Raw genomic sequence first — 12,588 nt, 5'->3', positions numbered from 1 at the left:
GCGGGCCGGAGAGCAGGCCCGCGCCGCACTCGAACCCGATAAGCACGCCGCATTCGCCGGGCGGCGCACCGACAAGCAGGTGAGTCGGTGACGCGATCTCCGGACGCAGTTCGTCGCAGCGTTACCGATCACCTCAAAGCACATGCGAAAGCGACCGAACAGGATCACAACACCGTCAAACGTCGTTTCGTGATGTCGCGATTCCTGGTGCGGGTCTTCACCGCGGACCCGGACCGATGGATCCTGAAAGGCGGCGTCGGGATGATGGTCCGGCTGCCCGAATCTCGCTACAGCCGCGACATCGACCTGCTGACAGTGCCTCAGGATCGGGACTCCGATCCGATCACCCAACTGCGCATCGCCGTTCGAGACAACCACCTCGACCAATTCAGGTTCGAGCTCAGCGAGCCGTTGCCGCTGTCCAACGGCAAGGGCTCGACTGTGACGGTACGAGCCCTGCTGGGCGGTAAGCAGTTCGATGCGTTCTCCATCGACATCGTCGACGCCCGGCGCGAACTAATCGGCGCGATCGAGCACCAGCCTGCGCCACGGCTGATCGACAACGACGACTTCCCCGGCCAGGCCCGGATCGCGCTGTATCCGCTGGCCGATCAGATCGCCGACAAAATCTGCGCCTGTTTCGAACGCTTCGGGGCGGGCGGGACCTCGTCGGGGCGATACCGCGATCTGGTCGATCTGCTACTGGTCAGCATGTATCTGCCGATCGATCTGGAGACGACGGTGGCCGCGGTGGAGGCCGAACGTGCTATGCGAAGAATTCCCAGCCTGCCACGCACGATGCAGGCGCCCGGGCCGGATTGGGCAGTGCAGTGGTCAAAGACGGCGAAGAAGAGTCCGCTGGCCGCCGAGCATCACGATCTCGAGGCCGCCCTGGCGACAGCACGGACCTGCTACGACCGGATCCTGATCAGCGTTCCGGCCGCCGCGACGCCGCATAGGTGGAGTCCCGAGCGGCGCATCTGGGCACCGTCTCAGTAGTACCTCAGCACTCCCGAGGGCCACGCAGAACCAGAACAGCGGGGTTCAACTCATTTCCGGTTCAGCGTGTCGAGTACGATAATCAGGATCCACACCGGCGCCCACAGCCCGCAGGTAATCAGGGTCAGCACAAGGTGCAGTCCATGGTTGGGTCCCCGGCGCAGGGCGACGTAGCCGCCGCCCATGTTGTTCTGCGTGACATTCACCACCGGAACAGCCTGCGGCACGGGCTGATACATCGGCTGCGGAGGGAACCCCCGCTGCCCGTATCCCGGTGCCGCAGGCGGCCGCGGCTGAACATGGCGCGGGTCGCCATAACCCTGGGTCGGGTGCTGCCCGGCATCGAGCGGCGCAAAGCCGGCCGCGCTCGGCGGCGGCGCCTGGGGCATCGGCTCGGGATACAGCGGCGGTTCGCGGTGGGCGGGCAGCTTTTCGGGTTCGTACGGCTCAGTCATACCCAACTCCTAAAATGGGGGAACTGCGAAGGGGCGGACTCAGGCGACCTCGGTGTCTACCACCACCAAGGGCGACGACCCAGCGCTGATGGTGAGGGCGGTGACCGCTTCGGCGAGCACCAGTTCGACCTCCGTCGCGAAGTCGGTCACGGTCTTGTCGATCTTGGTGGCTTCTCGCCGGATGACATCGGCGGATTTCTTCGTGGTAGCGAGCTTTTCGAGCTTGGCCAGCGCGCTCTGCACCTTCTCGACTGCGGTCGACACCTGTTCACCGCCACCACGGGCGACCACCGTCGCGCTTGCCGCACGCATCAGCAGTACACACGCGCGAAGCAGATCCGGCTCATCGGTGTCGGGGTCGAAGGCGAGCACCACCCGGCGCGGACCGAGTACCCGCAGAGTTTCGTTGCCGTTCTGTTCCGGCGACCGCACGATGCCGAGCGACGCGGCCGCCTCGCGGTTGCGTTCGGCTTCGGTGAGATAGTTGCCCCATTCCTTGCGCTGGGAGTCGGTCATCTCTATCACCACGCGCGCGCCGCCGGCTGTGGTCAGCAGGCCATCGCCCTTCATACAGCCGCGCAGCGCGCCGTGCTTCGCGCTGGTGTCGTAGTACTCGTCGCCGAGACCGGCCGCGATGGGTTCCATGAACCGGTGGATGCCCGCTTCGAATGAGTCGCCCTTACGCGGGGTCACCGAGATGAGGGCCGCCTTCGCCTCCCGGACCTTCAGAGCGGCGGTCATCTCCTCGAACCGCTTGGTCAGGTCGGCGTGGTTGGCCATCAGCAGATCGCTCATCTGGAGCTGACGTGCGTCGAGCGCGGCCGTGTGCTTGGCGATCGGCGAAGTCGGGTCGTTCAGGTCGAACTGCTTGGTCGCGGTCGCGATCAGTTCCTGAGTGCCTGCGGCGGCCTTCATCGACAGTTCGGCGCTGAACTGCTCGAGCACCGGCTTCAGACGAGCGACCAACTCCGGGTTCGACCCGCCGAAGAGCCGATTGACCTGGTCGGTGATGTTGACGGTGGCCGCGGTGACGGTCGCCGCCATCTCCTTGCGACAGTTCGCGTCGGCCTCGGCCAACACCTTCTTCGCGGAGTCGACCGTCTTGGTCATGACCGCCGAGGCGTCCTTGGCGGCCTGGCCGGTCAACTCCGCCGCCCTGGCCGCCGACGCGGCGGCCTTCTCACCGACCTCGGCGACCATCCGTTCCAATTCCTTGGCATCGCTGGCCTGACCGGCCGCGGCGAGCGCGACGGCTCCGCATTTGACCACCTCGGTGATGAACGCCGACAGGTCGGCGGCGGCCAAGATCTCGGTGTCGTCGACGATCGGACCGCGATGCCCGCTCGTCCAGCGCTGGGCCTCACGCAGGACATCGCGATCACGCAGGATCAGCTGCTCGATCGCCACTGCGGTGTTGTTGTCGGCGAAGTGCGCGTTGTGGTGCATGGTTCTCCTCGGGAGGGCGCGTTGGGGAGCGGCCCGACCGGTCGTCGCACCGCATGGTGATAAGTGGGCTTCTCGATCCGGGACCGGACGAGAGTGAAAGTTGTTCTTAGACTGAATCTTCCGTTGCGTCTGCACGGCCACGACGGTCCTGGCTGGTGAGGTGCCAGCCCTGACACAGCGGGCACGGATAGACCCGCTGTTCGCGCCTGTTCGGGTTCGATGTGTCGATCCCGGCGAGCGCGAGGTCGGCGTCGGCGAAGGTGAAGTACTTCAGCTTCCCCGACCCACACCGAGCGATCCGGACCAGCGGAGGCAGCTGCGCCACATCCGCGCCGGTGTGGAGGTCGAGCTTTCGACGCACCGCCGCCAAACGGGGCTGGTACTGCCGACAGGGACGGTGAGTGCGATGTCCGCTCATGGTGACCTCCTCGCTCGGTACGCGGTGCGAGATCACAATGAGCCTGACCTGTGGGCCACGTCGATGCATTTCACTGATAAGCCGGTTTATCAGTATTCGAACTAGGTACATGTGGCCGCCCAGGCGTAACGTCGGTGCCGATCCACGAGGATGAGGGGTACCAATGGACCAGCCGGCCACCGAACCGACGCTCACGCTGAAAGACATCGCCGACCTGGCGAAAGTCGAGCGAGCGGTAGTGTCGATGTGGCGTAACCGGGAATCGGTCCGTGGGCAGCTCATTCCGTTTCCGCGGCCGGTCGCCGAGGTGGGCGGCCTCGCTCGCTTCGACCGATCCGAGGTGATCGACTACCTCGAACGCACCGGCCGGGGCAACAACGCCGAAGCCCGGTTGGACGCAGCGACCGTGGGCGCTCCCGACGGTTGGTCCTTGGAAGACCTCGTGACGTTGCTGTGTCTGCGACATCTGGCCGGCGACCTGGCTCACCTGACCGACGAGGAATGCGTCGACCTGGCCCGGGAACTCGATCCCGGCGACGAGTCGTTCGCCCGCGAGATCGCGACGCTCGCCGACACCGGCGCGGCACGCACGTTCATCGACGACCTGATGGCGGCGAGCTATGGTGGTTCGGACGCACTCGTCAAACTCGAAACTTCTCGCGCCGGTCGTGAACTCGCGCTTCGTGATCTGACCCCGCACGCGATCGAGGTGCTCGGCACCGTCATCGGCGCGTGCCGGACCGAACTCGGTACCGACGCCGTGCACCTGGTCTCCGGCGGCGACGCGCCGACCGTGGTGCTCGCCCTGTCCGACGCGGATCCCGAACTCGAGATCCACGCGATCGGCGATGGACATGCGGCCCGTGCGTTGCGGCGCCGCATGGTGATTCGCGAGAAGGAGCAGGCCGTCGAGGCCGGTCCCCGAGTTAGGCTGCTGTCGGTGGTCGGCACCGAACAGGCTCAGGCCCTAGATGATGTCGACTATGTGCTGTTGGGCTTGGAGCCCGACGAGATCGCGGTGATCATCGGCTCGGCTGCGGCGTTGTGCGACGCGATTCCGCGCGTCGGCAAACGGCAGGACTCCTTGGAGGGCAAGCGGGCGGAAACGCTGGGTTCCGGTGGTCTGATGGCGGCGTTCAAGCTGCCGCGTGGGCTGTGGAAGCAAGCCCACCGGCAAGCACTCGGCATCTGGGTGTTCCACGGCGGGGCCAAAACCAGTCTGCCCACGGTGGCCGACCTCGGCACGATCCGGCCGACCGACCTCGACCACGACGCCCTCGCCGCCGATGTGGCTGCCGCGTTCGGCGACCGCACGGACCGCGAGGCGCGTGCCTACCGCTACGGCAAGGAGGTCCCGCTCAGCGACATCCGCGCCGGGCATGCGGTGGTAGCACCAGGTGCCCTGGCTGTGCGGCTGCGCGCGCCCGAGACGATCGATGACCTGAACCTTGTCTATACCGCCACCCTCGTGACCGCCGAACCCGATCCCGGATTCGACGTGCATGCCGGGTCCACGGCGAACTCGAGCGAGATAGTGCAGCGACCGCTGAGCGAGCTGTCGCGACTCGGACTGCTCCACCTGCGTACCGGCAACCGGATCAACCCGGCACACAGCGACCCGAACGGCACCGTGACGGTGTTGTCGGCCCACAACGGCGCCGAAGTGTTCCGGCTCGACCCGCTGGACGCGCAACGGCATTATCCCCGCGCGAACCGCACCGAACCCGGCGATGTGGTATTCGGTGACCACCCGCCCCGCGCGATCGTCGACCCGGTCGGCGGCAGCCGGGTGATGTCCCCGTCACGAATCCTGCGGCTGACGCCGCACGCCGGGATCGGGCCGTACGCCTTGGCCACGCTGATCAACGACCAGCCCGAGCACAACACCGACTGGCGGACGTGGACCGTGCCGCGGCTGCCCGCCGAGGAGTCCGAGCGCCTCGAGTCGGTGCTGGCCGAGGCCGCCGATTACACCAGACGCCTGCGCGCGCGGCAGGATGCGATGGAGGATCTGTGCCGCGCTCTGATCAGCGGGATCGGCGCAGGCACAGTGAGTCTGGGTGTCCCGGCCGCGACGGCCGGAACCCTGGCATGAAAGACATCGTCAGTCAACGAGGAGAGGAGCCCCGGGTGCCCCCGAGGACGAGGAAAGCCGACGTGGCGCAAGCACCGTCGACCATGAAGGAGCTCAAGGACACGCTGTGGAAGGCGGCCGACAAGCTTCGAGGTTCGCTGTCGGCGGCCCAGTACAAAGACGTGATCCTCGGTCTCGTGTTCCTCAAGTACGTCTCCGACGCCTACGACGAACGCCGTGAGGTATTGCGTACCGAATTCGGTGGCGACGACGTGGACCCTGTGCAACTGGAGATGGACCTCGACGACCCCGACGAATACCGGGGATACGGGGTGTTCCTGGTACCCGACAACGCACACTGGAGCTACCTGTCGAAGTACGCGAAGGGTCGCAACGAGGACGGCGAGTCGCCGAAGTCGATCGGCTTGCTCATCGATGAGGCGATGGACGCAGTCATGGGAGCCAACGAGTCCCTGCTCGGCACCCTCCCCCGCATCTACAACCGCGACAATATCGACCAGCGCCGCCTGGGCGAGCTGGTCGACCTGTTCAACAGCGCCAAGTTCAGCCGCCACGGAAACCAGAAGGCGCGCGACCTGATGGGCGAGGTCTACGAGTATTTCCTCGGCAACTTCGCCCGCGCCGAAGGCAAACGCGGCGGCGAGTTCTTCACCCCGCCCAGCGTGGTCCGCACCATCGTCGAAGTGCTCGAACCGAGCCGAGGCCGCATCTACGACCCCTGCTGCGGGTCGGGCGGCATGTTCGTGCAGTCGGAGAAATTCGTCGAATACCACGAGGGCGACGCCCACGACCTCATGGTCTACGGCCAGGAAGCCATCGAGGAAACCTGGCGACTGGCGAAAATGAACCTCGCCATCCACGGCATGGACAACAAGGGCCTCGGCGCCCGCTGGGGCGACACTTTCGCCCGCGACCAACACCCCGGCGTAGCCATGGATTACGTCATGACCAATCCCCCGTTCAACATCAAGGACTGGACCCGCAATATCGAAGACCCCCGCTGGGTCTTCGGCGTCCCACCGGCCAACAACGCCAACTACGCCTGGATCCAGCACGTGCTCTACAAGCTGGCGCCTCACGGATCGGCCGGCGTGGTGATGGCGAACGGGTCGATGTCGTCGAACTCCAACGGAGAGGGCGACATTCGCGCTCGCATCGTCGAGGCGGACCTGGTGTCGTGCATGGTCGCCATGCCCACCCAGCTGTTCCGGTCGACCGGGATTCCGGTGTGCGTGTGGTTCCTCGCCAAAGACAAGAAAGCCGGGCGCGGTGGGGCTGTTGATCGGACCGGGGAGGTGTTGTTCATCGACGCCCGGGAGCTCGGGTACATGGTGGACCGGGCCGAGCGGGCGTTGTCGGACGAGGACATCGCGAAGATCGCGGACACCTACCACGCTTGGCGAGGTACTCGTTCTGCTGGAGCGAAAGGGCTGAGTTACGAAGATGTGCCAGGCTACTGCAAGTCGGCAAGTACGGATGAGATCAAGGCTGCGGAGTATACGCTTACACCTGGTCGATTCGTCGGCAGCCCAGAGACAACAGACGATGATGAGCCAGTTGAGCTGAAGGTCGCCAGATTGACGAGTGAACTACTTCGCGCCTTCGACGTTTCGGTTCAGCTTGAGCAGTCCGTCCGTTCTCAATTGGAGCGCCTCGATGTCTAACACGCTCACGCTAGGCGAACTGCTTGTATCGGTCGGTGGTTCAATCAAAACCGGCCCCTTCGGAACCACGCTCAAAGCGAGCGAGTACACCGATACTGGCACCCCGGTGATATCCGTCGGCGAGGTCGGCTACGGCAATATCCAACTGCATGAACGAACGCCACGCGTCGACGACGGAGTAACCTCACGACTTCCGGAATATGTCCTTCGTGCGGGTGACATTGTGTTCGGCAGGAAGGGCGCAGTTGACCGGTCGGCCTGGGTTAAGCCAAGCGAAGATGGCTATTTCCTAGGTTCAGATGGCATTCGCGTTCGGGTAGGGGCCGCAGCATCATCACGGTTCATTGCCTACCAGCTCCAGAGCGCGGACGTCCGGGAGTGGCTTACGAGGCATGCTTCCGGAACAACAATGCTTTCGTTGAATCAAAAAACCCTGGAGAGAGTTGAGCTCCGGGTTCCACCTCTCTCTGATCAGCGGGCGATTGCGGAGGTGTTGGGGGCGCTCGATGACAAGATCGCCGCCAACAACCGGATCGGCACCATTACCAAAGACCTTCTAGTTGCCAAATTTGCGCAGCTCGGCATGGACGAGTTTGATCGCGAGGAATCACGAGTGAGTCCAATCAACTCGCTGTTCCACCTCAATCCAAGCGAGCGGCTGCAGATGAGCGAACACGATCCTGTGTATCTGGAAATGAAGAATCTTCCAGCCGATCAGATGACCGTCTCCCAGTGGGACCGTCGTGCGGCAAAGGGCGGAGCCCGGTTCCGCAATGGCGATACCCTCCTGGCCAGGATCACCCCGTGTTTGGAAAACGGCAAGGTCGGTTACGTCGACTTCCTCGCCGATGGTGATGTGGGAGTCGGATCGACAGAATTCATCGTCATGCGCTCACGAGCAGGCATTCCTCAGTCTCTGCCGTACTTCATGGCGATCAGTTCCAGGTTTCGCGAGTTCGCGATCCGGCACATGGTCGGCACGACTGGACGTCAGCGGTTGGCGGCAGCAGATGTCGGCCTGTACGAAGTCGCGGTTCCAGATCAGGAGGACCTCGATAAATTCGAGGTCCTCGCACAGCCGCTGATGCGTCGGGTCAAAGCAGCAGTCGACGAATCTCGCGTTCTCGAAAAAACTCGGGACGAACTACTCCCCCTTCTCATGTCCGGAAAACTCCGTGTCAAGGATGCGGAAAAGAAAGTGGAAGCGATAGTGTAATGATCGAGAATGTCGGTGTCAGTGAGAACCAGCTCGAGCAGATGATGGTCGAGCGGTTGGGGGATTTGCACGGGTGGGAGCCGCTGACTGGCACCGACATTGCCCCTGGTAAGGATCTGGGGCGGGAGTCCTGGCAGGACCTGGTGTTGCAAGGACGGCTGTTGGAGCGGATGCGGCAGCTGAATCCCGACGTGCCGGTGGAGTTTCTGGAGCAGGCACGGGCAGAGGTGTTGGCGCCGAAGTCTCAGGAGGCTATCGAGGAGAACTTCCGGCTGCATCAGATCCTGATCCAGGGGTACACCGGGATCAGTTATGTCGATCATCGTGGGGTGGAACAGAATCCGACCATCCACTTCATCGGTGGGCAGGTCGAGGACAACGAGTTCCTCGCGGTCCGTCAGGTCGATGTCCGCTCGCGTGAGCATCGGCGGCGTTTCGATGTGGTGCTCTATCTCAACGGTCTGCCGGTGGTGATCGTCGAGTTGAAGAAGCCAGGCTCGCAGGCGGCCGACCTGGCGTCCGCGCACGCCCAGCTGGCGACCTATCTCGACGAGTTCCCGATGGCGTTCCGGTTCACCGTGCTCACCGTGATCAGCGACGGTGTCACCGCCCGCTACGGCACCCCGTTCACCCCGTTGAACCACTATTCGCCGTGGAATGTCGACGACAACGGGGAACCGCTGGCATTCGGTGCCCGCATCGAGGACGAGGACGCGGGCATCCAGTTGGAGTACCTGGTCGACGGGGTGCTGCAGACCGAACGGTTCCTGCAGTTGCAGCGCGACTACGTCGCCTTCGACAAGACCCCACAGGGACTGCTGAAGCGAATCGCCAAGCCGCACCAGTACTTCGCGGTCTCCAAGGCCGTCGGCTGCACCATCGACGCGATGCGCAGCAACGGCAAGGCCGGCGTCGTCTGGCACACGCAGGGGTCGGGCAAGTCGATGGAGATGGAGCTCTACACCCACCTCGTCGGTACTAAACCACAGTTGAAGAACCCGACGATCGTGCTGGTCACCGACCGCACCGAACTCGACGGTCAGCTGTACGCGGCCTTCTCGAAATCGGCACTGCTGCAGGAGGAACCGAAGCAGATCAGCAGCCGGGCGGAACTTCGGATTGCGCTGGCGGATCGGCAGACCGGTGGCATCCTGTTCACCACGCTGCAGAAGTTCGGGTTGACCAAGCAGGAGAAGGAGTCCGGGCTCGAGCACCCGATGCTGTCGGACCGGCGCAACGTCGTAGTGATCGTCGACGAAGCCCACCGCAGCCACTACGACGATCTCGACGGGTACGCCGCGCACCTGAAGTCGGCACTGCCCAACGCGACCCTGATCGCGTTCACCGGCACCCCGATCTCGTTCGAGGACCGCAACACGCGCCATGTGTTCGGCGAGTACATCGACATCTACGACCTCGCCCGCGCTGTCGACGACGGAGCGACCGTGCGGGTCATCTTCGAACCGCGGCTGCCCGAGGTGAAGGTCGCCGCCGAGGTCACCGACGCCGAGATCGACGGTGCCGCCGATGCCGCGGTGATCGGCCTGGACGACATCGAACGCCGCCGCATCGAACAGGAGGTGACCGTACTCAACGCCCTCTACGGGGCGCCCGAGCGGTTGAAGAAGGTCGCCAAGGACCTCGTCGAGCACTGGCGCGACCGCCGAGCGGTCATGAACGAGTACATCGGCGGCAACGGCAAGGCGCTGATCGTGTGCGCCACCCGCGAGATCGCGGCGAACCTCTACTCCGAGATCATCGCGCTCGAACCCGAGTGGGAATCGGACGCGCTGGACCAGGGCGTGGTCAAGGTCGTGTATTCCGGCAGTGCCAAGGATCCGCAACCGATCCGCAAGCATGTGCGGCGCGAGTCGCAGAACAAGGCGATCACCAACCGGCTCAAAGACGAGAACGACCCCCTCGAGCTGGTAATCGTGCAGAACATGCTGCTCACTGGTTTCGACGCGCCGCCGCTGCACACGCTCTACCTCGACCGGCCGATCCAAGGTGCGCTGCTCATGCAGACCCTGGCCCGGGTGAATCGAACGTTCGCCGGAAAACGAGACGGCCTCGTCGTCGCGTACGCGCCGATCGCCGACAACCTGGAAGCCGCGCTCAAGGAGTACACCCGCACCGCGGGCCGGGAACAGCCCGTCCAGTCGACACCGGACCAGGTCGTCGAGCTCACCCGGCAACTGGTCGCCCAGCTCGACGCCCTGTGCGCCGGCTACCCGTGGTGGTCGAAACTCGTCGAGAAGCCAGGTCAGTTCATGCGCGTCGTCACCAGCACACTCGAGTACCTGCGCTCCCCCACCACACCCGGCAACCAGGTTCCCGCCGGTGACCCGACGCTGGCCGACCGATTCCGCGACCTCGCCAACCAGCTCGGCCGTGCGTGGGCAGTGAGCCGAGGCTCCGAAACCCTGACCGACCTGCGCCCCAAGATCCAGTTCTACGAACAGGTCCGGGTCTGGATGGCCAAATACGATGCCGAACAACGCAAGGCCGAAGGTCGACCGTTGCCCGCCGACATCAAACGCGCCCTCGACAAACTGCTCGCCGACTCCACCGCGTCCGGCCAGATCATCGACATCTACGCCGCTGCGGGCATGCCCAAACCGTCGCTCACCGACCTCACCGTCGACTTCGAGCAGCAGGCACGCGAAGCCGAACATCCGCACCTGGCCATCGAAGCCCTCCGCGACGCCCTGACCGCCGAGGTCGGCCACAGCACCCGCAACAACCTGGTCCGGCAGAAGGCCTTCTCCGAACGCCTGCGCGAACTGATGAACAAGTACACCAACCAGCAACTCACCTCCGCTCAGGTCATCTCCGCGCTGATCGAGCTCGCCCGCGAAGCGGCGGCCGAACGCGACCGCGGCGCGACCTTCAACCCGCGTCTGGACGAAGACGAACTCGCCTTCTACGACGCGGTCCACGAAAACGAGTCCGCTGTCATCGAACTGGGTGACGATGTCCTCGGCAATATCGCCCGGGAACTGGTCGCCGTGATGAAGCGCGACGTGAAGACCGACTGGACCGTCCGAGACGACGTCCGAGCCAAACTCCGCTCGACCATCAAACGCCTGCTCCGAGGGTACGGCTATCCGCCGGACAAGCAGCCTGCGGCGATTCGCCAGGTCATCGACCAGATGGAAGTGCTGGCACCGAAGTACGCACAGGACAGGCACCCTGGGGCATCTTGAACACGACGGTCGGATGCGATCGCTGAGAACTGTTCCTGCACAATCAAATTCATTCGACCACCTAGGAGGGGAAGGCATGTCCCTGCGTCTCGCGACCATCATCGACGCCGTCCAACGCGACTATCACAACAACCCAGATCTCGAGTCCGAGGCCGCGCGACACGACCGTGTTCGAACACTGACCCAGCTGCGGGACCGGCTAGCGGCAGAAGCGTTCGAAACTCGAGCGCCGGAACGCGGGCAGTCCAGCGCCGAGATTGTGGCGTCGGTGCAGGCTGACCTGTCTGAGGCAGAGGACGAGATCATCAGGACCGAGATCATCGGCCGGTTGCCCACTCGGGCATTTCACGACTACTTCACTCGACAAGCCGGCCTCCTGTTGGAAGGTGAGGTCGCAGTCATGCCAGAGTCTGTTCACGGCGGCTACAAGAGCGCGCAGCACTGGCGAGAGCGGCTGGCCGAACTAGGGATCGAGCGGGAAGTCCGGTTGAGGGGTGAAGAGCCCTACTACGACGGGATCAACCCCATCGAAGATGTCGCGTACCCGCCGCGCATCGAATGGTCGGCGACCGACCACGCGGCAGCGCTCGAGAGGGTCGTCGCGCAATATGCGCTGGAGCCTGGCCAATGGATCGAGCTGGAGTGGCCACCGCAGGCCTACCTGTGGAGCGAAGGTCATTCCTACCGCACCACCTTCGAAGCATGCGAAACGCACAGCGACGAGAACGATGGGGATGAAACCATTGAGTCCGAGCTCGAGGAGTGCGGCGACTGCACGCAGTCGGAGTGGGTCATCGAAAAGCCTGCGACCTGGAACTTTACCGCCATGATGACCGTTCGCGAGGTCGTTTTCGATCACTCAGGCGAGCAGCAATTCGATGAGGTCGAGCGAACGTCAGTAGACGTGTTCCAGTACAGCGAACTGGATCCTGCGCAGATTGTCATCGGCCCGTACCACGGGAACTAGCACTCTGAGAAAGCCAGGAGTCCTCGACGCCTGTCGGGCGGCTCGACATCCTCAACGACGTCGAGGGTGTGTGGCGTTGCCGCACCACCTTCAACTGCACCGACGCGTGCCCCCGTGGCATC

9 protein-coding genes are annotated in these 12,588 nt (G+C 64.1%); 6 read left to right on the top strand and 3 right to left on the bottom strand.

Annotation, left to right across the window (positions count from 1 at the left end; genetic code table 11):
• Window positions 1-87 precede the first annotated feature (87 nt).
• The gene (locus V8688_RS28640) at window positions 88-999 is read left to right on the top strand and encodes a nucleotidyl transferase AbiEii/AbiGii toxin family protein (RefSeq protein ID WP_342802101.1); all 912 of its coding nucleotides are present in this window, start codon (window positions 88-90) and stop codon (window positions 997-999) included.
• A gap of 50 nt (window positions 1,000-1,049) precedes the next feature.
• Here the strand turns inward: V8688_RS28640 and V8688_RS28635 are convergent, their stop codons facing one another.
• The 3 genes from V8688_RS28635 to V8688_RS28625 all read right to left on the bottom strand — a co-directional run bounded on the left by V8688_RS28635 (window position 1,050) and on the right by V8688_RS28625 (window position 3,318).
• The gene (locus V8688_RS28635) at window positions 1,050-1,454 is read right to left on the bottom strand and encodes a hypothetical protein (protein WP_342802100.1); all 405 of its coding nucleotides are present in this window, start codon (window positions 1,452-1,454) and stop codon (window positions 1,050-1,052) included.
• 39 nt (window positions 1,455-1,493) lie between these two features.
• Window positions 1,494-2,900, bottom strand: a complete 1,407-nt coding sequence (locus V8688_RS28630) for a Fis family transcriptional regulator (protein WP_342802099.1) — start codon at window positions 2,898-2,900, stop codon at window positions 1,494-1,496.
• Window positions 2,901-3,006: 106 nt separating this feature from the next.
• Complete coding sequence (locus V8688_RS28625) at window positions 3,007-3,318, bottom strand: hypothetical protein (RefSeq protein ID WP_342802098.1); 312 nt, start codon at window positions 3,316-3,318, stop codon at window positions 3,007-3,009.
• A 163-nt stretch (window positions 3,319-3,481) separates the two neighbouring features.
• On the opposite strand from V8688_RS28625, the gene V8688_RS28620 reads away from it, so the two are divergent.
• From V8688_RS28620 to V8688_RS28600, 5 genes are all read left to right on the top strand, one after another.
• Complete coding sequence (locus V8688_RS28620) at window positions 3,482-5,413, top strand: hypothetical protein (RefSeq protein WP_342802097.1); 1,932 nt, start codon at window positions 3,482-3,484, stop codon at window positions 5,411-5,413.
• Between the two features lie 35 nt (window positions 5,414-5,448).
• Window positions 5,449-7,077 (top strand): class I SAM-dependent DNA methyltransferase, encoded by a 1,629-nt coding sequence (locus V8688_RS28615; RefSeq protein ID WP_342802102.1) that lies wholly within the window; start codon window positions 5,449-5,451, stop codon window positions 7,075-7,077.
• Window positions 7,070-8,293 carry a restriction endonuclease subunit S gene (locus tag V8688_RS28610; RefSeq protein WP_342802096.1) on the top strand — a complete coding sequence of 408 codons (1,224 nt, stop codon included), beginning with the start codon at window positions 7,070-7,072 and terminating at the stop codon, window positions 8,291-8,293. Before V8688_RS28615 ends, V8688_RS28610 begins: the two co-directional genes overlap by 8 nt.
• Window positions 8,293-11,499 (top strand): type I restriction endonuclease subunit R, encoded by a 3,207-nt coding sequence (locus tag V8688_RS28605; RefSeq protein ID WP_342802095.1) that lies wholly within the window; start codon window positions 8,293-8,295, stop codon window positions 11,497-11,499. Before V8688_RS28610 ends, V8688_RS28605 begins: the two co-directional genes overlap by 1 nt.
• Before the next feature lie 76 nt (window positions 11,500-11,575).
• The gene (locus V8688_RS28600; RefSeq protein WP_342802094.1) at window positions 11,576-12,466 is read left to right on the top strand and encodes a hypothetical protein; all 891 of its coding nucleotides are present in this window, start codon (window positions 11,576-11,578) and stop codon (window positions 12,464-12,466) included.
• Window positions 12,467-12,588 lie beyond the last annotated feature (122 nt).

The sequence above is a fragment of the Nocardia sp. No.11 genome, from assembly GCF_038752175.1.
GTDB lineage: Bacteria > Actinomycetota > Actinomycetes > Mycobacteriales > Mycobacteriaceae > Nocardia > Nocardia canadensis.
Note: the sequence above shows the minus strand (reverse complement) of the source record. Positions and strands in the feature narration are given on the sequence as shown.

Bases quoted from the DNA above. Each gene is read 5' to 3' on its own strand.
- V8688_RS28620 (WP_342802097.1), top strand. From the start codon at position 3,482: ATGGACCAGCCGGCCACCGAACCGACGCTCACGCTGAAAGACATCGCC.
- V8688_RS28600 (WP_342802094.1), top strand. From the start codon at position 11,576: ATGTCCCTGCGTCTCGCGACCATCATCGACGCCGTCCAACGCGACTAT.
- V8688_RS28625 (WP_342802098.1), bottom strand. From the start codon at position 3,318: ATGAGCGGACATCGCACTCACCGTCCCTGTCGGCAGTACCAGCCCCGT.
- V8688_RS28605 (WP_342802095.1), top strand. From the start codon at position 8,293: ATGATCGAGAATGTCGGTGTCAGTGAGAACCAGCTCGAGCAGATGATG.
- V8688_RS28630 (WP_342802099.1), bottom strand. From the start codon at position 2,900: ATGCACCACAACGCGCACTTCGCCGACAACAACACCGCAGTGGCGATC.
- V8688_RS28610 (WP_342802096.1), top strand. From the start codon at position 7,070: ATGTCTAACACGCTCACGCTAGGCGAACTGCTTGTATCGGTCGGTGGT.
- V8688_RS28635 (WP_342802100.1), bottom strand. From the start codon at position 1,454: ATGACTGAGCCGTACGAACCCGAAAAGCTGCCCGCCCACCGCGAACCG.